18 protein-coding genes are annotated in these 21,804 nt (G+C 65.4%); 15 read left to right on the forward strand and 3 right to left on the reverse strand.

What is annotated here, in order from left to right:
- The first annotated feature begins 92 nt into the window (after nt 1-92).
- Genes tssM through IGS58_RS06865 form a run of 3 tightly spaced genes read left to right on the forward strand, consistent with a single transcriptional unit; the run spans nt 93 to nt 5,698 of the window.
- Nucleotides 93-3,932 carry a type VI secretion system membrane subunit TssM gene (gene tssM, locus IGS58_RS06855; protein ID WP_230520930.1) on the forward strand — a complete coding sequence of 1,280 codons (3,840 nt, stop codon included), beginning with the start codon at nt 93-95 and terminating at the stop codon, nt 3,930-3,932.
- Nucleotides 3,929-4,909, forward strand: a complete 981-nt coding sequence (gene tagF / locus IGS58_RS06860) for a type VI secretion system-associated protein TagF (protein WP_176385052.1) — start codon at nt 3,929-3,931, stop codon at nt 4,907-4,909. The genes tssM and tagF overlap by 4 nt, the downstream gene beginning before the upstream one ends.
- Nucleotides 4,910-4,918: 9 nt before the next feature.
- The gene (locus IGS58_RS06865) at nt 4,919-5,698 is read left to right on the forward strand and encodes an OmpA family protein (protein ID WP_230520931.1); all 780 of its coding nucleotides are present in this window, start codon (nt 4,919-4,921) and stop codon (nt 5,696-5,698) included.
- Nucleotides 5,699-5,712: 14 nt separating this feature from the next.
- Here the strand turns inward: IGS58_RS06865 and icmH are convergent, their stop codons facing one another.
- From icmH to tssJ, 3 genes are read right to left on the reverse strand one after another with little or no spacing between them, the layout of a single operon-like run.
- A complete protein-coding gene (icmH, locus tag IGS58_RS06870) occupies nt 5,713-6,498 on the reverse strand; it encodes a type IVB secretion system protein IcmH/DotU (protein WP_070255726.1) in 786 nt (261 codons plus the stop codon).
- The gene (gene tssK, locus IGS58_RS06875) at nt 6,495-7,865 is read right to left on the reverse strand and encodes a type VI secretion system baseplate subunit TssK (RefSeq protein ID WP_230520932.1); all 1,371 of its coding nucleotides are present in this window, start codon (nt 7,863-7,865) and stop codon (nt 6,495-6,497) included. The genes icmH and tssK overlap by 4 nt, the downstream gene beginning before the upstream one ends.
- A 50-nt stretch (nt 7,866-7,915) precedes the next feature.
- Nucleotides 7,916-8,515, reverse strand: coding sequence for a type VI secretion system lipoprotein TssJ (gene tssJ, locus IGS58_RS06880; protein WP_230520933.1), 600 nt, complete (start codon nt 8,513-8,515; stop codon nt 7,916-7,918).
- A 278-nt stretch (nt 8,516-8,793) separates the two neighbouring features.
- On the opposite strand from tssJ, the gene IGS58_RS06885 reads away from it, so the two are divergent.
- The 12 genes from IGS58_RS06885 to IGS58_RS06940 all read left to right on the forward strand — a co-directional run bounded on the left by IGS58_RS06885 (nt 8,794) and on the right by IGS58_RS06940 (nt 21,644).
- A complete protein-coding gene (locus IGS58_RS06885) occupies nt 8,794-9,390 on the forward strand; it encodes a tetratricopeptide repeat protein (RefSeq protein WP_230520934.1) in 597 nt (198 codons plus the stop codon).
- Nucleotides 9,391-9,427: 37 nt separating this feature from the next.
- Nucleotides 9,428-9,937, forward strand: a complete 510-nt coding sequence (gene tssB, locus IGS58_RS06890; RefSeq protein WP_070255715.1) for a type VI secretion system contractile sheath small subunit — start codon at nt 9,428-9,430, stop codon at nt 9,935-9,937.
- Between the two features lies 1 nt (nt 9,938).
- Entirely contained in the window at nt 9,939-11,438 is a 1,500-nt protein-coding gene (gene tssC, locus IGS58_RS06895) for a type VI secretion system contractile sheath large subunit (RefSeq protein WP_070255712.1), read from the forward strand.
- A gap of 31 nt (nt 11,439-11,469) precedes the next feature.
- Nucleotides 11,470-11,961 (forward strand): Hcp family type VI secretion system effector, encoded by a 492-nt coding sequence (locus tag IGS58_RS06900; protein ID WP_034779593.1) that lies wholly within the window; start codon nt 11,470-11,472, stop codon nt 11,959-11,961.
- A 66-nt stretch (nt 11,962-12,027) separates the two neighbouring features.
- Nucleotides 12,028-12,501 carry a type VI secretion system baseplate subunit TssE gene (gene tssE / locus IGS58_RS06905; RefSeq protein ID WP_230520935.1) on the forward strand — a complete coding sequence of 158 codons (474 nt, stop codon included), beginning with the start codon at nt 12,028-12,030 and terminating at the stop codon, nt 12,499-12,501.
- Nucleotides 12,498-15,140 (forward strand): type VI secretion system ATPase TssH, encoded by a 2,643-nt coding sequence (gene tssH / locus IGS58_RS06910; RefSeq protein ID WP_230520936.1) that lies wholly within the window; start codon nt 12,498-12,500, stop codon nt 15,138-15,140. Before tssE ends, tssH begins: the two co-directional genes overlap by 4 nt.
- A 20-nt stretch (nt 15,141-15,160) precedes the next feature.
- Entirely contained in the window at nt 15,161-16,192 is a 1,032-nt protein-coding gene (gene tssA, locus IGS58_RS06915) for a type VI secretion system protein TssA (protein WP_230520937.1), read from the forward strand.
- A gap of 42 nt (nt 16,193-16,234) precedes the next feature.
- Nucleotides 16,235-17,026 carry a substrate-binding periplasmic protein gene (locus IGS58_RS06920; protein ID WP_230520938.1) on the forward strand — a complete coding sequence of 264 codons (792 nt, stop codon included), beginning with the start codon at nt 16,235-16,237 and terminating at the stop codon, nt 17,024-17,026.
- Nucleotides 17,027-17,051: 25 nt separating this feature from the next.
- Nucleotides 17,052-17,564: a lipocalin family protein gene (locus IGS58_RS06925; protein ID WP_070255819.1), complete on the forward strand. Its 513-nt coding sequence runs from the start codon at nt 17,052-17,054 to the stop codon at nt 17,562-17,564.
- A gap of 266 nt (nt 17,565-17,830) precedes the next feature.
- A complete protein-coding gene (locus IGS58_RS06930; RefSeq protein ID WP_230520939.1) occupies nt 17,831-19,594 on the forward strand; it encodes a methyl-accepting chemotaxis protein in 1,764 nt (587 codons plus the stop codon).
- A 71-nt stretch (nt 19,595-19,665) separates the two neighbouring features.
- The gene (locus IGS58_RS06935; protein ID WP_230520940.1) at nt 19,666-20,373 is read left to right on the forward strand and encodes a tRNA-uridine aminocarboxypropyltransferase; all 708 of its coding nucleotides are present in this window, start codon (nt 19,666-19,668) and stop codon (nt 20,371-20,373) included.
- Between the two features lie 80 nt (nt 20,374-20,453).
- Nucleotides 20,454-21,644, forward strand: coding sequence for a PA0069 family radical SAM protein (locus IGS58_RS06940; RefSeq protein WP_442908354.1), 1,191 nt, complete (start codon nt 20,454-20,456; stop codon nt 21,642-21,644).
- Nucleotides 21,645-21,804: the final 160 nt, after the last annotated feature.

Consider the following 21,804-nt stretch of genomic DNA (forward strand, 5'->3'; position numbering starts at 1 on the left):
AAAGGCGCGCCGCATTGCTGTCAGCATGGGCCGAATCCGCCTCGCTGCGCGGCGGCGTTCCTCCTGCTTTGCGACCTCACCCTGGGCTCATCATGCTGCGAAGAATCTGGCATTTCCTCACCGACAGCCGCAATCTGACCATCCTCGGCTTCATGGCGCTGGCCGTGTTCCTGTACCTGGGCGCTGAAGTGCTGGAAGTGGCGCTGGTCTGGGCCCTGGCCTTGCTGCTGCTGGCCTTTGTCACGTGGCTGGGCCTGTGGCTGTGGCGCCGGCGCCGCGCGCGGCGCGATGCGCAGGCGCTGGGGCAGGCCATCCTCAACGAAGCCGAGATCGCCGCCGCGCAAGCCGCTTCGGCATCCACTGCCGGCAGCACCCAGCGGGGGGAACTCGACGCCGTGCGCACGGGCATGCTGGCCGCCATCGAGACCATCAAGACGTCCAAGCTGGGTATCAAATCGGGCGCCGCCGCCTTGTACGAATTGCCGTGGTACATGATCATCGGCAATCCGGCCGCCGGCAAGAGCAGCGCCATCCTGCATTCGGGCCTGCAGTTTCCCTTTGCCGACGGCAAGATCGTGCAAGGCGTGGGCGGCACGCGCAACTGCGACTGGTTTTTCACCACGGACGGCATCGTGCTCGACACGGCGGGACGCTATTCCGTCGTCGACGAGCATCGCGGCGAGTGGTTCGGCTTTCTCGACCTGCTGAAAAAATACCGGCGCAAGGCGCCCATCAACGGCATCCTCATCGCCGTCAGCATCGCCGAATTGAAAGGCGACCCTGATGTCGGCATGCAACTGGCGCGCAGCCTGCGCAAGCGGGTGCAGGATGTCATCGAACGCCTGGAAGTATTCGCGCCCCTGTACATCGTGTTTACCAAGGCGGACCTGATCGCCGGCTTCACGGAGTTTTTCGCGGATGCCGAGCGTAGCGAGCGCGAGCGTGTCTGGGGCGCCACCATGCCGTACCAGCGCAAGTTGCCCACGGCCGATTTGCTGGCGTTTTTCGACCAGGGTTTCGATGAATTGCACGATGGCTTGACGGAACTGAGCCTGGCCAACATGGCGCACCGGCAACGCAAGACGATGGCGCCCGGCGTCTTTACCTTTCCGCTGGAGTTTGCCGCCATCAAGCCGGCCTTGCGCGCCTTCATCGCCACCCTGTTCGAGGAAAACCCGTTCCAGTTCCAGCCCGTGTTCCGCGGCTTTTACTTTACCAGCGCGCTGCAGGAAGGCGAGCCCGTCAGTGCCTCCTCGCAGCAGGTGGCGCGCCGCTTCGACCTGGCCTTCGCGCCGGCCCCGGCCGCGGCGCCGTCCGGCGCGCGCCAGCATGGCTATTTCTTGCTGGAGCTGTTCCGCAAGGTGATTTTTGCCGACAAGCACCTGGTGGCCAACTATGCCAACCGTGCCAAGCTGCGCTTCAAATATGCCGTGTTCTTTGCCGCCACGGTGTCGCTGGGCGCCTGCCTGGGCGGCTGGAGCTGGTCCTACCTGGGCAACCGGCAACTGGTGGCCAACGTCGAGGCCGATTTAACCAAAGTGGTGAAGCTGCAGGAGCGGCGCCTGGACTTGCAGTCGCGCCTGGAAGCGCTCGAGATCTTGCAGGACCGCATCGAGCAGCTGGAAGCGTACCGCACGCAACGGCCGTGGTCCCTGCGCCTGGGTCTGTACCAGGGCGAGCTGCTTGAACGCAAGCTGCGCGAGGAATATTTTGCCGGTGCGCGCCAGGTCATGCTCGGCCCCGTGGCGGGCGCGCTGGAAGCCTTGCTGTTTGAAATGAACGCCAGCGCGGACCAGCTGCAGCCCACGGCGCGCACGCCGCAGACGCCGGCCGCCGCGCCAGCAGCGTCCGCGGCACCGCGCAGCGTCCAGTACCAGGCGGCCAGCGCGACGAATGTGGAAGATGCCTATAACGCGCTGAAAACCTATCTGATGCTGGCCGATAAGACGCATGCGGAAAGCAGCCACCTGAATGACCAGCTGACGCGTTTCTGGCGTGCCTGGCTGGAGGGCAACCGGGGCGCCATGCCGCGCGAGCAGATGATACGCAGCGCCGAACGGCTGCTGACGTTCTACCTGGCGCAGATCGGCGATCCGTCCTGGCCGCGCATCGAGCAGAAGCTGGCGCTGGTCGACCAGGCGCGCGAAAACCTGCGCCGCGTGGTGCGCGGCATGCCGGCGCGCGAGCGCGTGTATGCCGACGTCAAGGCGCGCGCCTCGACGCGCTTTCCCGGCATGACGGTGGCGCGCATCGTCGGTGAACAGGATCAGGCGCTGCTGGCGGGCAGTTACGCCGTCTCCGGCGCCTTTACGCGCCAGGCCTGGGAAAAGTTCGTCGAGGGCGCGTTTCGCGATGCCGCCAACCGCGAGCTGCAAAGCGCCGACTGGGTGCTGAAAAGCGCCTCCACCGACGACCTGACCCTGGAAGGCAGTCCGGAGCAGATCGAGAAAAACCTGGTGGCCATGTACAAGGCCGACTATGCGCGCGAGTGGCAAAAATTCGTGCAGGGCGTGGCCGTCGCCGACCTGCAAGGTTTTGACGGCGCCGTGCAGGCGATGAACCGCCTGGGCGACCCGCAGTCGTCGCCGATTGCCAGGCTGCTGACGACCATCTATCAGGAAACCTCGTGGGACAACCCGGCGCTGCAAAATGCCCAATTGCGCCAGGCCGAGCGGGGCATCGTCGCCTGGTTCAAGGAAACCGTGCTGCGCCGCGCGCCGTCGCCGCTGACGGCCAGTCCCGCCGCTCTCAATGCGCAGCTCGACCCGGCCCGCCTGGACAAGCCCATGGGTCCCGTGGGGCGCGAATTTGCCGGCGTGGGCAAGCTGGTGGCGGCCAGGGACAACAATGCATCCCTGATGCGCGCCTATCTGGAAGCGCTGTCGAAACTGCGCAGCCGTTTGAACCAGCTGAAGAACCAGGGCGACGCGGGGCCGGGCGCGCGCCAGTTCATGCAGCAGACCCTGGAGGGCAGCGGTTCCGAACTGGCCGACGCCCTGAAACTGGTCGACGAGCAGGTGCTCACGGGGATGAGCGACGCGCAAAAGCAGGCGATCCGCCCCATCCTCGTGCGCCCGCTGATGCAGACCTTTGCCGTCATCGTCGCGCCGGCCGAACTCGATATCAACAAGACCTGGGCGGCGCAGGTGTATGAACCGTTCCAGAAATCGCTGGCCAACAAATATCCATTCGCGCCCACGGCGCGCATCGAGGCGAGCAACCTCGAGATCGGCCAGTTCTTCGGCCCGGAAGGCCTGGTGGCGAAATTCGTCACCACGTCCATGGGTCCGCTGGTGGTGCGGCGCGGCGACGTGCTGGCGCCGCGCACCTGGGCCGACATGGGCATCAGCCTGTCGCCGCAGGTGGTGGCGCGTTTCCCCGGCTGGATCGCGCCGCTGGGCGCGGGCGGCGTGGCAGCCACGTCGACGGCGGCGCAAACCGTCTTCCAGATCCAGCCGTCGCCCGCGCCGGGCACCCTGGAATACACGGTGGAGATCGACGGCCAGCAGCTGCGCTACCGCAACACCCCGGCACAGTGGACGAACATGGTCCATCCGGGTCCGCAAGGCGCAGCGGGCCAGCAGGGCGCGCGCATCACGGCCGTCACCTTCGACGGGCGCACGGTGGAACTGTTCAACGAGCCGGGGCAATTCGGCTTGAAGCGCATGATCGACGCGGCGGCCAAGAAGCGCAAGGAGGGCGGCGTGTTCGAACTGCGCTGGGCGCGCGGCGAGGTGGCCGTGGCGGTCGACCTGAAAATCACCAGCAGCGCCGAGACGACGGGCACCGGCGCGGGCGGGACTCCGGCGGTGCAGGAGCAGGGCTTTCGCGGCATGCAGCTGCCCGAGACCATTGTCGGCGCGCCCGGTGCTTCTGCCGCGTCTCCCGCGCAGGCCATCGCCGCCGCAGTCATGCCCGGAGTTTCGCCATGATGCGCGCGGCGCAGCAGGTGCGCCTCGGCTACTTTGGCAAGATTCCCGCGCGGGGCGACTTCATCAAGGCTTGCGACAATCACGCGCTGGTGCAGCTGCTCGACGACTGGCTGGCGCAGGTCATGACTGCCCTGACGGTGGAACCGCGCTGGAAGCTCAATTACGACGCCTTGCCGCCGCTGCGCTTTGCCTTCGTCGGCACGCGCAGCCGGCGCGCCATCGCCGGGCGCCTGGAAGCGAGCAATGACCAGTCGTTGCGGCGCTTTCCCTTCATGGCCATGGGCGCGCTGGAGGTCGATGACGCCGAGACCTTTGTCGCTTGCAGCCCGCTGGCGCTGGCGCCGCTGTGGCAGCGGGTGGAGCAGCTGTCGCAAGGCATCGTGGCCAGCGCAGAACCGGGGCCGGCCCTGCTGGCGCTGGCCGGCAACGTGGTCGAAGTCGAACCGGCGGCACCTGATCACGCGGCGCGGCTGGCTGCCTTCTTGCAGGCGCAGACGGTGCACGGCTTGCAGACGCTGCTGGCATCGCCCGCGTTTCCCGTGACGGTGCGCGAACTGCTGCTGGGCCTGGGCATGCTGCTGCAGCCGGTGCGCCAGAGCGGCTTGCCGCGCCTGGAAAAAAGCCTGGTGCTGCCGCTGCCGCAGGACGCGCAGCTGCGCGAGCTGGTGGCCAGCTTGTGGCTGCACCTGATCGCGCCTTTTCTGAGCCTGGCTGATTTCGAACTGGCGCTGTTCTTTTCCCACCTCGACGAGGCGCCCGTGCTGGTGATCGGCTTTTGCGGCGCCGACCCGCATGGCTTGCGCGCGCTGATCGATCCGCAGGCCGGCTGCGAACGGCTGATCGTGTTCGATCAGCTCGACTGGGTCGAGGAGCAGCTGGGACGCGATGCCGCGCTGCGCCGTTTTTCCGCCTGCCTGCAGCAGGAACAGCTGTCGCTGCGCTCGGCCTGCGCCATGTTTGCCGATACCTTTGTCTGAAGGATTGCGATGAAATATCCTGTCATTCTCCTGCTGCTTGCTGCAGCCGCTCCCTGCCACGCGCAGGCGCAAGCGCCCCAGACACCGATGCCGGGGCAGATCCTTGTCACGGGCACCCTGGCCGACGAGGCGGGCAAGGCGGCCGTGCTGGCCCGCCTGCGCGAACTGTATGGCGCCGAGCGCGTGGTCGACCAGATCGCCATCGGCAGCGTGGCCGTGCCGGCCAACTGGAACGCCTACGTGCACAAGCTGATCGCGCCGCACCTGAAGCTGATTTCACGGGGGCAGATCAGTATCGACGGCAATAACGTCAGCGTGCGCGGCGAAGTGGCGAACGAGGCGCAGCGCCAGCAGATCGCCAGTGACATCGCCACCAGCCTCAATCCCACCTACGTCGTCAACAACGGCTTGCGGGTCAAGGCGGCGGAGGCGGAGCAGGGCTTGCTCGATGCGGCGCTGGATAAACGCATCATCGAATTCGACAGCGGCAAGGCATCCATCACGCCGGCGGGCCTGGCCATCCTCGACGAGATGGCGGCCGCCATGCTCAGGCTGCGGGGCCGCAAGGTGGAGGTGATCGGCCACACGGACGACACGGGCCTGCGCGCCAGCAATGTGGCCCTGAGCCAGGCGCGCGCCGAAGCCGTGCGCGCCTACCTGGCCGGCAAGGGCGTCGTAGCCGATTCGGTGCTGGTGTCGGGCCAGGGACCGGACCGTCCCGTGGCCAGCAACGCCACGGCCGATGGCCGGGCGAGGAACCGGCGCATCGAATTCAGGATTGCACAGTAGGTTCTGTGAGGTGTTCAGGGCAGCGTGATGGTCAGATGCGCCGGGCGCGGCGCCAGCTTGACCAGGTCCGCATACGCGGCCAGGGTCGTTTGCGTGCCGCGCGTCAGATGGGTTTTCAGGCCCAGGTAGGCGCAGATGGCCAGCAGGGCGAAAAAGCTCGACAGCGCCCACAGCGGCACGTCGCTGCCGCGCTTGTTGACCACCTGGTCGGGGCGTTCCGCGCGCGGCGCGAAGCCACGGCTCTTGCCCTTGATGTGGGCGATCTCGTCGCCCAGGCGCGCCGTCAGGTAGCTGAGTTTTTCGCCGCCGTCGATCGCATACTTGCCCTGGAATCCCAGCAATAGACACATGTGGAAGACCTGCAGCGCCTGCACGCGCATGGCGCCCTTGCCGCGCAAGGCGTCGAGGCGGTCGAAAAAGTGCTCGCCGGCCAGCTGGTCGCCAAAGATCAGCAGCTGCAGCGGGCGCCGCTCCCACTGCTTGCGCAGGGCGAAAGGCGAGGCCAGGATGATTTCATCGACGGCCGCGCAAAACGCATACTTGGCTGCCGCGATATCGTCGCCATCGGCGCGGATCTTTTTCGCTTCGCGCTCGAAGTCGTCGAGGAAGGCCGTGATGCGGTCCATGAAGCTTTGCTCGTCGCCGGGTGCCGAACCGTGCTTCAGCATGAACAGCATGTAAAAGCCTTCGTGCATCAGGTCCAGCAGGGCGCTGCCGGCATGGCGGCTGCTGCCGGTTGGGGCGGAACCGCGTTGTCCCAGCAGGGAGGGCGCAGCGCGCCGTTCGATGAGCTGGCTCATGCCGTCACCGCGATCAGTTCCAGCTGCAGGTCGCGTATGCCGGCCGGCACGTACACGGAGATCGACTGCGCCTTGAGCATCTGTTCATATAGTACGCCCCGGTTTTCAATCGCAAAATAATAGGTGTCGGGGCGCACGGGAATGGCGGCCGGCACTTGCGGCGCATGCGACAGTTTCAGGCCGGGCATGGCCGTGAGCACGCATTTTTCCACGTCGTCGGGCGCGCCCACTTTCACGCGCAGCGGCACCACGTCCACCAGTTCGATGGCGGGCATGGCGGCGCGGATCGCCAGGTACAAGGTGGTGTGCTGGTCGATCTTGCCGGAATCGAGCTTGCCCAGGTAGTACGACGGCTGGTCCTCGAGCAGGGCGATGGAAAAATACTTCGACGAGATGACGGTGTCGAGCAGTTCGCGGATGATGCCGTCGATGGCTTCGAAGCAGGCGCCCGGTTGCGCGTGGTCGTAGGCGGGCAGGCTGGCCAGGGTGTAATGCTTGGAGTAGCTGAGCAGGCCGCCCGCCAGTCCCAGCAGCGCTTCGTACAGGCGCTCCGGATGCAGGGCCGGATGGCGCACATAGTGCATCAGCGCGGCGGCGGCCGTGCTGACCGTGTGCAGCAGCCAGAACGAGGACACGTCGCCGGAGCGGAACTCGATCACGTTGCGGCTCGGTTCGCGGTGGTGGCCGTGCAGCGCGCTCACCTTCGCCTGCAAGGCGTCGAGCAGGTGTTCCAGCACGCCCTGCAGGCGCGGCGCGCCGGCGATTGCCAGGCTGGGGGCCATGAACGAGGGCACGGGTTCGAAGCCGCCCGATACCGTGCGCCGCAGGGCGATCAGCGGCAGGCAATCGTAGGAACCACGTGCCTCGCTGTCGGGAATCAGCCGCACGGTCTTCTTCAGGTAGGCCACGTCGGCCACGGCGGACTCCGTAAACAGGTCGGGCGTGGCGCGCATGGCGTGCGCAAAGCGCGTGGCCGCCAGCATGCCTGCCGTCGATGCCTGCGCCGTGTAATTCATGCCTTCGCGGTTGAGGATGGGCAGCGCCGCGTAATACGTCACTTCCTGCACCGCCGGCGGCAGCGCTTCCAGGTCCACCGGCGGGGGCAGGGTATCGCTGCCGGGCGCGCCGTCGCCCAGCGACTCGAACACTTCGCCGTCGCGGAAGATCGCCGACAGGGCATGCAGGCGCAAGGTGCCCGTCTTCAGCGCCGCCAGGTCCCACGCCATGTGCGCCACGCCCCACAGGTAGGGATGCAGCGCGCTGGCCGTGTGATGCAGGCGCGCTTCGTGATACTGGTCCTGGCGCTGGAAATGCTGCGGCCGCAGGAACAGGCCCTCTCCCCACAAGATTTTCGCTGCCATGCCCATCTCGTTTCTCCTTGAATGTGTGGCGTGCCGGTGTGCCTTGCGGCCCTGCGCTACTGGCAGCGCAGGGCAGCCAGCGGCGCCATGCCGCTATCCATGCTGGCGACGCTGAGCGCGCAGGCGTGCAGGCCGACGGTGATGCCGCCGCGTTCCGCGTCCACGGCGACAAAGGTGGCGCGCCAGCGCTGCGCCGCTGGCGCGCGGAACAGGGCCACCACGCCGATGAAATACGCTTCCTTGCTGACTTTTTCCTGCACTTCGTAGCGCTGGCCCGGCACCAGCAGCACCTCTTTGACTTCCATCAGGTCGGTGCCCAGTGCCGCCTTTTCGCGCTGCGCGTCGAGGAAGCTGTCGTATGGCGCCTGCTCGAAGGCGGCGCTCTGGCGCAGTTTGTAGATGCGCACCACCAGCGCCAGCGGCCGGCCGTCGGCATCCGTGTTGAGGCGCTGCGCCGCATGCAGGTGGATGCTGACATTGCGCGGCGGCTTTTGCGCGTCGGGCAGTTCCGCTGGCGGCTTGGCCACGCCGGCCACTTGCAGCGCCGCGTTGGCCAGGGTGCCGATGGCGCCGCCCGCACAGCCGGCCAGCAGAAGGGCCGGCAGCAATAGCGCGGTGGCGCGGGCCAGGCGGCGGAGCGGGGCGTCAAATGGCATGGGTGATCTTTGCAAGGTGAAGGGTGGAAATAAAAGTGTTGCAGTCATTTAAGCGCATGCAGGGGCGACCCGCTTGCGTTGGCACAAAGTCCGCCTGCGAACAAGGTAATTACTGCGCCAGATCAGGATTCATGTCGCTGCGCGCAGCTGTGATGTGGAACTTCTTCTTTGCTGATTAATCTCAATTTGGCAAAAAAATTGGCGATCAATAATGGCCTCCACCAAGGCGCCGCCCATCTTTCCCAGCGGTAGCGTCCTCCACGTGAAGGAATGCCCCGATGAAGCCAGCCACCATGTTGCCCCGTATTGCCTGCCTCGCCAGCGCCCTGCTGCTGGCCGCCTGCGCCACGCCAGAACAGCCGGCGCCCAAAAAACCTGCCGCGCCGACCCTGGCGCAAGTGATGAGCGATGCCGATGCGGCCGCGCGTGCCGGCCAGTACGAGCGCGCCATGACCCTGCTCAAGGCCGGCGGCAGCAGTTACCCGGCCGACAAGGCGCCATGGCTGCAAATGGCGCAAATGAAGTTCGACCGCGGCCAGTACGGCGACGCTATCGGCCATGCGCTCGAAGCGCTGGAACGCGACCCGGACGACAAGGTCGCCAACAGCATCGTCGCCGTCAGCGGCTTGCGTTTGTCCGGCAAGGCGCTGTCCGACCTGTCGCGGCAAAACAATCTGAATGGCTCGCTGCGCTCGGAAGCGCAGGACCTGGCCAAGCTGCTGCGCGCGAGCATTGGCGAAGACGTGCTGGTGCCGCCGGCCAGGCGCCCGCCGGCGGCCGGCAAGCGCGCTGCCATATCCGGCTCCGGCACGCCGGCGGCGAAGGGCGCGCCAGCGCCGGCAAGCGTGGCCGATCCGTTCAGCGGCTTGAAATAAGCGAGCATCCCCACCATCCCCTTGCAAAGGAAGCGACATGCCCAAGTCCGACAGCGTGCAGAAACGCCTGCAGAAGATACGCGCGCCGCGCGTGCAAATGACCTATGACGTCGAGATCGGCGACGCGATTGAAAACAAGGAGCTGCCCTTCGTGGTCGGCGTGCTGGGTGACTTTGGCGGCAATCCGGACAGCGAGAAAAAGCGCCTGAAGGACCGCAAGTTCGTCGCCCTCGACCGCGACAACTTCGACGAGGTGCTGGCCGGCGTGGCGCCGGTGGCGCGTTTCGCCGTGCCGAACCGCCTCAGCGAGGCGGGCGGCACGTTCGCCGTCGACCTGCATTTCCGTTCGATGGACGACTTCCGCCCCGAATCGGTGGTGCGCCAGGTGGCGCCCCTGCGCAAGCTGCTCGAGGCGCGCACCAAGCTGGCCGACCTGCGCAACAAGCTGGCCGGCAACGACAAGCTGGAAGACTTGCTGACGGAAGTGCTGAACAACACGGACAGCCTGGCCACTCTGAAACCGCAGTTCCCGGCGCAGGAGGATTGAGATGAGCGCCCAGGCAGAAGCCCCAGAATCCCTCGCTGTATCCGCATCCGATGCGCCGGCCGCCACCGATTTGCTGGACCAGATCGTCGAGCAAAGCCGCGTCGCCAAGTCCGGCGCCGAACATGCACGCGCGCGCGACCTGATCTCGGAGCTGGTGGCACAGGTGCTCGATGGCACGGTGCTGATGTCCAGCAGCCTGTCGGCCACCCTGGACGGGCGCGTGGCGGAAATCGACCGCCTGATCTCCGCCCAGCTCAGCGAAATCATGCATGCGGCGCCGTTCCAGCAGCTCGAGCAAAGCTGGACGGGACTGCGCTACCTGGTCGGCAATTCCGATACGGGCACGCGCCTGCAGATCCGCATGTTCAACGCCACCAAGCGCGAACTGGTGAAGGATTTCCAGGCCGCGCTGGAGTTCGACCAGAGCAGCATGTTCAAGAAGGTGTATGAAGAGGAATTCGGTACCTTCGGCGGCGCGCCGTTTGCCGCGCTGCTGGGCGACTTCGCCATCTCGCGCCAGCCGGAAGACATGTATTTCGTCGAGCAGATGTCGCACATCGCCGCCGCCGCGCATGCGCCCTTCATCGCCTCGGCCGCGCCGGAACTGTTTGGCCTGGAAAGCTACGGCGACCTGGGCAAGCCGCGCGACCTGGCCAAGGTGTTCGACACCATCGAGTACGCGAAATGGAAAGCCTTCCGCGAATCCGAGGATGCGCGCTATGTCGGCCTGACCTTGCCCCGCTTCCTGGGCCGCCTGCCGTTCAATCCCGTCGATGGCACCACGGTCGAAGGTTTTAACTTTGTCGAGGAAGTCGATGGCAGCGACCATCACAAATACCTGTGGTGTAACGCCGCGTATGCGTTCGGCTGCAAGCTGACGAGCGCCTTTGCCGACTACGGCTGGTGCGCCGCCATCCGCGGCGTGGAGGGCGGCGGCCTCGTGGACGACCTGCCGACCCACACCTTCAAGACGGACGAGGGCGACGTGGCCCTGAAATGCCCTGCCGAAGTGGCGATCACCGACCGCCGCGAAAAGGAATTGTCGGACCTGGGTTTCATCTCGCTGGTGCACTGCAAGAACACGGCGTATGCGGCGTTCTTCGGCGCGCAGTCGGCGCAGAAAAGCCGCAAGTACAACAGCGACGCGGCCAACGCGAACGCGGTGCTGTCGTCGCAGTTGCAGTACATCTTCGCCGTTTCGCGCATCGCCCACTACATGAAGGCCATGATGCGCGACAAGATCGGCAGCTTTGCCGCCGCCTCCAACGTGGAGGATTTTCTGAACCGCTGGCTGATGCAGTACGTACTGCTCGACGATAACGCCAGCCAGGAACAGAAGGCGCAGTTCCCGCTGCGCGAGGCGTCCGTACAGGTGCATGAAGTGCCGGGCCGGCCCGGCGTGTACCGCGCCGTGTCGTTCCTGCGGCCGCACTTCCAGCTCGATGAGTTATCCGTTTCGCTCCGACTGGTCGCGGAGTTGCCGAAGTCGACCAATTCCTGATCCACCCATCTTTCAACCAGAGGAGCACACCATGGCAATCGATGTATATCTGCAGATAGACGGCATCAAGGGCGAGTCCACCGATGACAAGCACAAGGACTGGATCGAATGCAAATCGGTCAGCTGGAGCGTCGCGCAGCCGAAGTCCGCCACCGCATCGACGGGCGGCGGCCACACGGCCGAACGCTGCGAGCACAAGGACATCGTCATCTCCAAGCTGGCCGACCTGGCCTCGCCGGTGCTGCTGCAGACCTGCTCGGCCGGCAAGACCATCCCCAAGGCGCGCTTCGAATTCATGCGCGCCGACGGCCAGGGCGAGCGCGTCAAGTATTTTGAAATCGAAATCGAGAATGTGCTGATCGGCGCCGTGACGCCGAACGTGGAAGAGGGCGACATTCTCGGTGAACACGTCGGCTTCAAGTTCTCGAAAGTGAAGTGGAAATACACACAGCAAAAAGTGACGGGCGGCGCCGGCGGCAATACCTCGGGCGGCTGGGACCTGGCCGCGAACCGCGTGGCTTGATCCATGTTGCGCGGCGCGCGGCGGCCACCTTCGCCCGCGCGCCGCGCCGACTTTTCAGGAGAGCGCATGGACAGTTATGTACCTGGCCTGTTCGACCGCCTGATGGGGGACGGCGGTGCGGCGGGCGGCGTGGCGGTGCGCCTGTCGCTGGAACAATTGAAGGATGCGGTGGCGCGCGACCTGGAAGAGCTGCTCAACACGCGCGTGGCCCTGCCGCCCGGCGCACTCGACGCCTATCCGGAATGCGCGGCATCCATCGTCAACTATGGCCTGATCGATTTCGCCGGCATGTGCTTGTCCAGCAGCGATGACCGCGCCCGCATCTGCGCCGCGCTGAAGGCGGCCATCGAACGCCACGAGCCGCGCCTGCGCAATGTGCGCGCCCGCCTGGAGCGCGAAGCGGGCGCCATCAACCGGGTCGGCTTTGTGATCAGCGCCACCCTGGCCGTGAGGTCCGGCGGCGAGACGGTCAATTTCGACGCCGTGCTGCAGCCGTCGTCGCTGCGCTATTCGATCAACCGCAAGGGAGCCGCCGCATGAGCAACAACCTGAAAACCCTGATCGCCAAATTCAATGACACGGCGCGCACGGCCGCTACCCGTGCCGCCGCCATCTGCGTGGGCCTGGGCCAGTACGAAGTCGATATCGAACACCTGTTTTTGGCCTTGCTGGAACAGGAGCGCAGCGATTTCGTCACCATCGCGCGGCGCAGCGAAATCAGCCTGACGGCGCTGGAGGCGGACCTGCGCCGCGAGATCGGCAGCTTCAGGACGGGCAGTGCGCGCACACCCGTGTTCTCTCCCCATTTGCCGCTGCTGTTCGAACACGCCTGGCTGATCGCCTCGCTGGACACGGCGCAGCCGGGGCCTATCCGCAGCCGCCACCTGTTGCTGGCGCTGCTGACGGAGCCGGAACTGTCGCAGCTCGCGTACCGCGGCTCGAAGCTGTTCGCCCGTTTCAGCGTGGAGCAACTGAAGCACCATCCGGACAAGCTGACGGCCGGCTCCGGCGAGCAGGAAAGCGCGGCAGTGCCGCAGCCTTCCGAAACACCTTGCGACCCGCTGACTGCCCTGGCCAGCAAAACCCCGGCGCTGGACCAGTTCACCACCGACCTGACACAGCTGGCGCGCGATGGCAAGCTCGATCCCGTGATCGGCCGCGAGGCGGAGATACGCCAGGCCGTCGATATCCTGCTGCGCCGGCGCCAGAACAATCCGATTCTCACGGGCGAGGCGGGGGTGGGCAAGACGGCCGTGGTGGAAGGCCTGGCCTTGCGCATCGCCGCCGGCGACGTGCCCGAGGTGCTGCAGGGCGCGCACATCCACGCGCTCGACATGGGCTTGCTGCAGGCCGGCGCCAGCGTGAAGGGGGAATTCGAAAGCCGTCTGAAGAATGTCATCGACGAGGTGGCGAAGAGCCCGCATCCGGTCATCCTCTTCATCGACGAGGCGCACACCATGATCGGCGCCGGCGGCCAGGCGGGGCAGAACGATGCGGCCAATCTGCTGAAACCGGCGCTGGCGCGCGGCACCCTGCGCACGATTGCCGCCACCACCTGGAGCGAGTACAAGAAGTATTTTGAAAAGGATGCGGCGCTGGCGCGGCGCTTCCAGGTGGTGAAGGTGGAAGAGCCGAGCGAAGACATCGCCTGCGCCATGCTGCGCGCCATGGCGCCGCTGATGGAGCGCCATTTCGGCATCCGCGTGCGCGACGCCGCCATCGTCGAGGCGGTGCGCCTGTCGCACCGCTACATCAGCGGGCGACAGCTGCCCGACAAGGCCGTCAGCGTGCTAGATACGGCGTGCGCCAAGGTGGCGCTGGGCCAGCGCGCCACGCCGGCGCAGCTGGAAAACGCGCACCGACGCCAGGAGCGCATCGGCGCGGAAATCGCTGCCCTGGCCCGCGAGGCGGCGGATGGCGAAGTGCCCGATAAAGCCGGCGCTGCACGCCTGGCGCAGCTGCGGCGCGAGCATGAAGACGGGCAAGTGGTGGTCGCGGCGCTGGCGCAGCGCTGGGAGCGCGAAAAGGCGCTGGTGGCGCAGATCGGCGACTTGCGCGCGCAGTTGCGCGGCGAGCGGCCGGGCGAGATCGGCGCGGCGCGCCTGCTGGCGCTGAAGGAAGAACTGGCGACCCTGCAGGGAGAGGCGCCGCTGTCGCCGCTGGAAGTCGATGCGCAGGTGGTGGCCGATATCGTCGCCGGCTGGACCGGCATCCCGCTGGGAAAAATGCTCAAGGACGAGATCCGCACGGTGCTGACCCTGGATGGGGCGCTGCGCGAGCGGGTGCTGGGACAGGACCACGTCATCGAGGCGGTGGCGCAGCGCGTGCGCACGGCGCGCGCCAGCCTGGACGACCCGAACAAGCCGCTAGCCGTGTTTTTGTTCACGGGGCCGTCCGGCACGGGCAAGACGGAGACGGCGCTGGCGCTGGCCGACCTGCTGTATGGGGGCGAGCGCAAGCTCATTACCATCAACATGAGCGAGTACCAGGAAGCGCACAGCGTGGCCGGCCTGAAAGGCTCGCCGCCCGGCTATGTCGGTTACGGAGAAGGCGGCGTGCTGACGGAAGCCGTGCGGCGCCAGCCCTACAGCGTGGTGCTGCTCGATGAAGCGGAAAAGGCCCATCCCGACGTGCTGGAACTGTTCTTCCAGGTGTTCGACAAGGGCGTGCTCGATGATGCGGAAGGGCGCGAAGTCGACTTTCGCAACACCATCATCATCGCCACCTCGAACCTCGGTTCGGGCGCCATGATGGCCGCCTGCCTGAACCGGGCGGCGCAGGACTTGCCCACGCCGGCCGCGCTGGAAGAACTGGTGCGCCCGCAACTGGTGGCGCACTTCAAGCCGGCCTTGCTGGGGCGCCTGAAGGTGCTGCCCTTCTATCCCCTGAACGACGCGGTGCTGGCCGAGATCATCGTGCTGAAGCTGGCACGGATAGGCGCGCGCATCGCGCGCAACCACCAGGCGCAGTTCAGCCATGACGCGGGCCTGGTCGACGCCGTGCTGGCGCGCTGCACCGAGGTCGATTCGGGCGCGCGCAATGTCGACCAGATCCTCAACGGCAGCTTGCTGCCGGCGATCGCCGAAGCGGTGCTGGCGCGCATGGCAGACGGCGAGCCGGTGGCGTCGATACGCGTCAGCGCGAACAAGCAGGGGCAGTTCAAGTACACGATCCGATAATCCATCTTCCGGAGAGCGCCATGTTCAATCTGGAGCAATTGCTGCACCCCGTCAGCGCCGTCAGTCCATGCGGCGAAGACCTCACCTTCAGCCAGGAGCTCGACGCCATCGCGCGCGCGCGCCAGCACGATGATCCCACCCTGGACCAGGGCGAGTGGGTGACGGCGCTGAAGGAGGCCGACTGGCCTTTCGTGGCGACGCGCTGCGAACAGCTGATCGCCACGCGCAGCAAGGATTTGCGCGTGGCCGTGTGGCTGGCCGAGGCGCATGCGAAGACGCGCCACTTCCGTGGCCTGGGCGATGGCTATGCGCTGCTGGCCGGCCTGTGCGAACGTTACTGGGATGGCCTGTACCCGCTGGCGGAAGAGGGCGACCAGGAACAGCGCATCGGCAATGTCTTCTGGCTGCTGTCACGCACGCCGCAGCTGCTGCGCGAGATCCCGCTGACCGAAGGCGCCGACGGCCTGTTTTCATCGCAGGATTTCGATGCGGCGCGCCAGCGCGCGGCCGCCAGCCTGGCGCAGGGCGCAGCGGATCAGGGCTGGGGAGATACGCGGCACGACGAAGGGGCGACCCTGGCGCAGATGGAGGCGGCGCGGCAAAGAAATACGCGCGCCTTTTCCGACGGCTTGCTGGCCGATGCGCAGTACTGCATGCAGTCGCTGCTGGCGTTCGAGCGCAGCGTCGATGCGCGTTTCGGCGCTGATGGCCCGAGTTTTCGCGCCGCGCGCGAAGCGCTGGAAAACGTCATTCACTTCATCGCGCCGCTGTCGCCAGGCGCGGATCTTGCCGGCGCGCCGCCCTCCGCTGGCCAGGGCGCTGGCGGTAGCGGGGGGGCCATCGTGCAGCGCCAGCAAGCGCTGGCCCAGCTGCGCCAGGTCGCCGATTTCTTCCGCCGCACGGAGCCGCACAGCCCCGTCGCCTACCTGGCCGACAAGGCCGCCAGCTGGGGCGAGCTGCCGCTGCACCTGTGGCTGCGCGCCGTCGTGAAGGACTCCGCCACCCTGGCGCAGCTCGACGACATGCTGGGCACGAACAGTGCAAACGGATGATGGCGTTTGCCCCTTCCATGCTACTCTTCGGGCATGTTCAGAATGCTCTTTTTTCCTGCCGCGCTATGCCTGTTCATCGCTGCCAGCGCGCGGGCCGGAGCTGCGGTGCCGCTGGTGATTTATGGCGACGATGATTATCCGCCGTACTCCTATGTTGAACATGGCCAGATGAAAGGTATCTACACGGAGATCGTGCGTGTAGCCGTGCAATCGATGCCGCAGTATGCGGTGCAGCTGCGCCCCGTGCCCTGGAAACGGGGCGTGCTGATGCTGCAGACGGGCGAGGCATTTGCCCTGTATCCGCCGTATTCGTGGCGCAGCGAGCGGCCATATGTGCGCTATTCCGTGCCGCTGCTGATGGAGCAGCTGGTGGTGCTGTGCAATCAGGACGTGCTGGCCGAACGCACGCTGCGGCAGTGGCCTGCTGATTACGGCGGCCTGCACATCGGCGTGAACGCGGGTTTTTTGCTGGGCGATGCGAAGCTGACGGCTGCCGTGCAAGCGGCCAACATCGTGTTCGATACGGCCAAGGGCACGCGCACGAATCTGCTCAAGCTGATGCGCGGGCGCATCGATTGCTATGTCAGCGACCGCCTGTCGGCGCAGTGGGAATTGCAGCGCATCCGGCGCGAGGGTCCGCCGGGCACGCCGATGCAGGCGATACAGGAAACGGCGCAGCTGGCCAGCCAGCAGGGCCACCTGGGCTTTACGGCGCGCCGGCCTGCCGCCTACCCGTATCGCGATGATTTTATCGAACAATTCAATGCCGCCATCGTGCGCATGCAGAACAATGGCGCGATCCGCCGCATCGTCGACCACGCGCTGCTGCCCTGACTGATTCAACCCGATGGAGAAAAATATGAAAAGAATATTATTGCTATGTGTGCTCGTGCTGGCCGGCTGCGTGGGCCGGCCCGAGAATATTCATCCCGTCAATAACTTCGACACGACCCGCTATCTGGGGAAATGGTATGAGATCGCGCGCCTCGACCATTCGTTCGAACGGGGCCTGAGCCACGTGACGGCCGACTACAGCCTGCGCCAGGATGGCGGCTTGAAAGTGCTCAACCGTGGTTACAAGGACGCGGACGCGAAGTGGAAGGAGGCGGAAGGCAAGGCGTATTTCGTCGACAAGAAAGACGAGGCTTACCTGAAAGTGTCGTTTTTTGGTCCCTTCTATGGTTCCTACATCGTCTTCGACCTCGATCAGCAAAATTACAGCTATTCCATGATCAGCGGCCCCGACAAGTCTTACTTCTGGTTGCTGTCGCGCACGCCCACCATGGACCCGGCCTTGCAGCAGCGCCTGATCGAGAAAGCCGCTGGCCTGGGTTTCGATACGTCAAAATTGATCTATGTGAAGCAAGACTGACCTTGCTTGCCTGCCGCCCGTTCGTGGCGGCATACCGCCTTCTGGTTGTTGCTTTTCTGCATGTTATTTCTTGCAATACCACTCTGATTCACTCACAATCTGCTCCAAAGTGGTGCGCTGCGGCGTGCTGCCATTCTGGTGACGCGGGTAGCGTTGCGTCGCCGCTCGTGATTGCCGCACGGCAGATGCCTGCTATATTGTGATACGTAGCAGTAGGTCGGTTTCGTGGCGTCTGTGCATCGTTTTTTTCAGATAGGAATCACGCAATGAAAAACCTCAAAATCGGCGTACGTCTCGGTGGCGGTTTTGCCGCCGTCCTGCTCCTGTTGACCAGCCTGACCGTGGTGGGCATCGTGCAGATGCAAAGCGCCAGCAAGGAAACCGATGCGCTCGTCAACGTCAAGGTGCGCAATGAGCGCCTGATCGGTGAATGGACCAAGGTCATCGAGGTCAATGCGGCGCGCACGGCGGCCGCCTGGAAAGTCAGCGACCCCGAACACCAGAAGCAGTTTGAACAGGAAATGGCGGTCTCGTCTTCCCGCGCCACGGAAATCCAGAACGATATCGGCAAGAGCGAACTGAGCGCGGACGAGCAGGCGCTGTACCAGGAAGTGTTGAGCACGCGCAAGGCCTACACGGAAGTGCGCAAGAATGTGTTCAAGGCCAAGAATGCGGGCGACCTGGAACTGGGCAAGCGCCTGTACGAAGGCGACATGGCTGTCAAGCGCGACATCTACCTGGCGTCGCTGAAGAAGCTGGAATTGCTGGAAGCCAAATTGCTCGATGAAACGGCCGCGCAAATCCGTTCGCGCTACGAAAACGGCCGTCTGCTGCTGATCTCGCTGGGCGTGGTGGCCATCTTGCTGGGCATCGCCTGCGCATACTGGATCACGCGCTCGATCACGCGCCCCATCACGCGAGCCGTCGAGGTGGCGGAAGCTGTTTCCGCCGGCGATCTGACCAGCCATATCGTCGTGGAAAGCCGCGATGAGACAGGGCAATTGATGCATGCGCTGAAAAACATGAACGACAAACTGGTCAGTATCGTGGGCCAGGTGCGCGCCGGCACCGAATCGATCAGCACGGCGTCGAGCGAAATTGCCGCCGGCAACCTGGACTTGTCGTCACGCACGGAAGAGCAGGCCAGTTCGCTGGAAGAGACGGCGTCTTCCATGGAAGAGCTGACGTCCACCGTGAAACTCAATGCGGACAATGCGCGCAGCGCCAACCAGCTGGCCATCGACGCTTCGCAGATCGCCAGCAAGGGCGGCGTGGTGGTGTCGGAAGTGGTCAGCACCATGGGCTCGATCAACGATTCCTCGCGCAAGATTGTCGACATCATCAGCGTCATCGACGCCATCGCCTTCCAGACGAATATCCTGGCCCTGAATGCGGCCGTGGAAGCGGCCAGGGCCGGCGAGCAGGGCCGTGGGTTTGCTGTCGTGGCGTCCGAAGTGCGCAACCTGGCGCAGCGTTCCAGCGCGGCGGCCAAGGAAATCAAGGGCTTGATCGACGATTCCGTGCAAAAGGTCGAGGCCGGTTCGCAACTGGTGGACAAGGCGGGCCGTACCATGGACGAGATCGTGCAAAGCATCAGCCATGTGACGCAGATCATGAACCAGATTACCGACGCCAGCGATGAGCAGCGCGCCGGCATCGAACAGGTCAACCAGGCCATCGGCCAGATGGACCAAGTGACGCAGCAAAACGCGGCGCTGGTGGAAGAAGCGGCCGCGGCGGCCGAATCCATGCAGGAACAGGCGGCCAAGCTGGCTGACGTGGTGGGCCTGTTCAAGCTCGATGCAACGCAGCACTATGTTTCGGCCAGTGCCGGTCCGTCCGTGACAGCGTCTGCGCCAGGAAAATCTGCCACTCGACCTGCACCCGCCTTCCAGCCTGCCAAGCACCGTGCGCAGGCGGCAACCGTAGCCGCGCCCGCGCCGGGCAAGGCGGCGCAAGCGGAAGCTGCGCGCGCACGCGTGCCGAAGGCGCCGGTGGCGTCGGGCGCCGACGAATGGGAAGAGTTTTAAGCGCAGATTCCCCGTAGCATGGCGTGGGCGCTACAATCGCGGCTTGAAGACAGCCGCGAACACGCTCCGCCATGACTACCCGCCGTACCTCCAGCCTGATTTCCAGCGCTATCTCCAGCCCTGCCGCTGCCTCGTCTTCCCTGGCGGAACCCGCCAAACGGGCGCGCTGCCCAGCCTGCCTGCGCGCCGCAAGCAGCTGCATCTGCCGCTGGATCGCCCCCGTTTCCCACGCGGTGGAAGTGCTGATCCTGCAGCATCCGCTGGAAATCCACAATGCCAAGGGCAGCGCCCGCTTGCTGCACCTGAGCCTGCCCAACAGCCGCATGTTGACGGGCGAGCAGTTTGCCCCGGATACGCTCGCTGAATTGCTGGCAGACAAGCACAATGTGCTGCTGTATCCGGATACGCCCGGCGACCGTTCGCTGGGCATCGCGCCGCCGCCAGCGCTCGACCCCGCCATCTTGCTCGATCCGGCCCGATTCTCGGCCCGGTTGCGGCTGGTGGTGCTGGACGCTACCTGGCGCAAGAGCCGCAAGATGCTGTATCTGAATCCCCCGTTGCAACAGCTGCCGCGCCTGCCCCTGCGCGATACGCCAGCTTCCCATTACCTGATCCGCAAGGCGCACGCGCCAGACCAGCTATCGACCCTGGAAGCGACGTGCTATGCCCTCATGCAGTTGGAGCAGGACGCGGCCCGCTTCGTTCCCCTGATCGCGGCATTTGACGGTTTTGTCGCACAGCAGTTGAGTTATGTCATGCCGCATGGTGAAAAAGCTTGAAACGGCATTACGCCAGCCCTTGATCTTGTCCGTACAGCGGCATAGTATACTGTACATATATACAGTTGATGGGGCCGTTCATGAAAGCAATCATTCCAGAGCACGATGACAGCTTCGCCGGGCAAGCCATGTTGCCGCCGCAATCGCTGAAAGCCCAGAAGGGGCGCGGGGCAGTCTCGAACCTGCAAGGGCGCTACGAGGTGCACGCGCGCGCCGGTTTCGATGACGGCTGGAGCGTGGGAGGCCTGGATGAGGCGACCGGGGAGGCGGCGCCTCCCACCTGGAAGACACAGGTCAGCGACGAGCAGGCGCGCACCATCCTCACGCGCAATGCTTCGCCCGATTTGCCGTTCAATGTCTCGCTGAATCCATACCGGGGCTGCGAACATGGCTGCATCTATTGCTTTGCCCGCCCCACGCACAGTTATCTGGGGTTATCGCCGGGCCTGGACTTCGAAAGCCGCATCTACGCCAAGGTGAACGCCCCCGAACTTTTGCGCCGCGAACTGGCCAAGCCCTCCTATGTGGCCGAACCGATCGCCCTGGGTGTGAACACGGATGCGTATCAGCCGTGCGAACGCGAACGGCAGCTGACGCGGCGCGTGCTGGAAGTGCTGCACGAATGCGACCACCCCGTGGCGCTGATCACGAAATCGTCGCTGATCGAGCGTGATATCGACATTCTGGCTCCCATGGCGGCCAGGCGCCTGGCGGCCGTGGCCGTCACTGTCACCACGCTCGACCCGGCCATCGCGCGCACCCTGGAACCGCGCGCTGCCGCCCCGGCGCGACGCTTGCGCACGATCCGCACCCTGACGGAGGCGGGCATCCCCGTGGGCGTGAGCATCGCGCCCATCATTCCGTTCGTGACGGAACCGGAAATCGAGCAGTTGCTCGAAGCCGTGCGCGACGCGGGCGCCATCCACGCCCATTATGTGGTGCTGCGCCTGCCGTGGGAAGTGAGTCCCCTGTTCCAGCAATGGCTGGAAGCACACTTCCCCGAACGGGCCCAGCGCGTGATGAACCGGGTGCGCGAAATGCGCGGCGGCAAGGATTACGACAGCGCGTTCGGCACGCGCATGCGGGGCGAAGGCGTATGGGCCGACCTCATCCGCCAACGCTTTGAAAAAGCCGTACACCGGCTGGGCTTGCATGGCAAGGGCGGCCGCTTCAAGCAGCTCGATTGCACGCAGTTCCGCCGCCCGCTGGTGGTGCCGCCGCTGGGCGCGAAAGTAAAAAATGGCAATGCGGGGCAGCTGGATTTGTTTTAAGTTAAGGCATTTTCGCCGTCGAGAATGCTGGGGCGCGCTCACGAACTGAAAGGCGGGCGACGCTGATCTGCGACCGGGGGAATGCCGCAGGTCGCCGGGAGCGGCGCGCCATCGTCCGGGAATCTTGCAGGGTCTTGCCCGGGCACCGGAGGGTGCCGCG

Source organism: Janthinobacterium sp. EB271-G4-7A (assembly GCF_020858075.1).
Lineage (GTDB): Bacteria > Pseudomonadota > Gammaproteobacteria > Burkholderiales > Burkholderiaceae_D > Janthinobacterium > Janthinobacterium lividum.

Coding starts and splice junctions, on each gene's coding strand:
- IGS58_RS06900 (WP_034779593.1), top strand. CDS start 11,470: ATGGCAATCGATGTATATCTGCAGATAGACGGCATCAAGGGCGAGTCC.
- tssH (WP_230520936.1), top strand. CDS start 12,498: ATGAGCAACAACCTGAAAACCCTGATCGCCAAATTCAATGACACGGCG.
- tssJ (WP_230520933.1), bottom strand. CDS start 8,515: ATGCCATTTGACGCCCCGCTCCGCCGCCTGGCCCGCGCCACCGCGCTA.
- tssC (WP_070255712.1), top strand. CDS start 9,939: ATGAGCGCCCAGGCAGAAGCCCCAGAATCCCTCGCTGTATCCGCATCC.
- IGS58_RS06920 (WP_230520938.1), top strand. CDS start 16,235: ATGCTCTTTTTTCCTGCCGCGCTATGCCTGTTCATCGCTGCCAGCGCG.
- tagF (WP_176385052.1), top strand. CDS start 3,929: ATGATGCGCGCGGCGCAGCAGGTGCGCCTCGGCTACTTTGGCAAGATT.
- IGS58_RS06925 (WP_070255819.1), top strand. CDS start 17,052: ATGAAAAGAATATTATTGCTATGTGTGCTCGTGCTGGCCGGCTGCGTG.
- tssK (WP_230520932.1), bottom strand. CDS start 7,865: ATGGGCATGGCAGCGAAAATCTTGTGGGGAGAGGGCCTGTTCCTGCGG.
- tssB (WP_070255715.1), top strand. CDS start 9,428: ATGCCCAAGTCCGACAGCGTGCAGAAACGCCTGCAGAAGATACGCGCG.
- icmH (WP_070255726.1), bottom strand. CDS start 6,498: ATGAGCCAGCTCATCGAACGGCGCGCTGCGCCCTCCCTGCTGGGACAA.
- tssA (WP_230520937.1), top strand. CDS start 15,161: ATGTTCAATCTGGAGCAATTGCTGCACCCCGTCAGCGCCGTCAGTCCA.
- IGS58_RS06865 (WP_230520931.1), top strand. CDS start 4,919: ATGAAATATCCTGTCATTCTCCTGCTGCTTGCTGCAGCCGCTCCCTGC.
- tssE (WP_230520935.1), top strand. CDS start 12,028: ATGGACAGTTATGTACCTGGCCTGTTCGACCGCCTGATGGGGGACGGC.
- tssM (WP_230520930.1), top strand. CDS start 93: ATGCTGCGAAGAATCTGGCATTTCCTCACCGACAGCCGCAATCTGACC.
- IGS58_RS06885 (WP_230520934.1), top strand. CDS start 8,794: ATGAAGCCAGCCACCATGTTGCCCCGTATTGCCTGCCTCGCCAGCGCC.
- IGS58_RS06930 (WP_230520939.1), top strand. CDS start 17,831: ATGAAAAACCTCAAAATCGGCGTACGTCTCGGTGGCGGTTTTGCCGCC.
- IGS58_RS06940 (WP_442908354.1), top strand. CDS start 20,454: ATGAAAGCAATCATTCCAGAGCACGATGACAGCTTCGCCGGGCAAGCC.
- IGS58_RS06935 (WP_230520940.1), top strand. CDS start 19,666: ATGACTACCCGCCGTACCTCCAGCCTGATTTCCAGCGCTATCTCCAGC.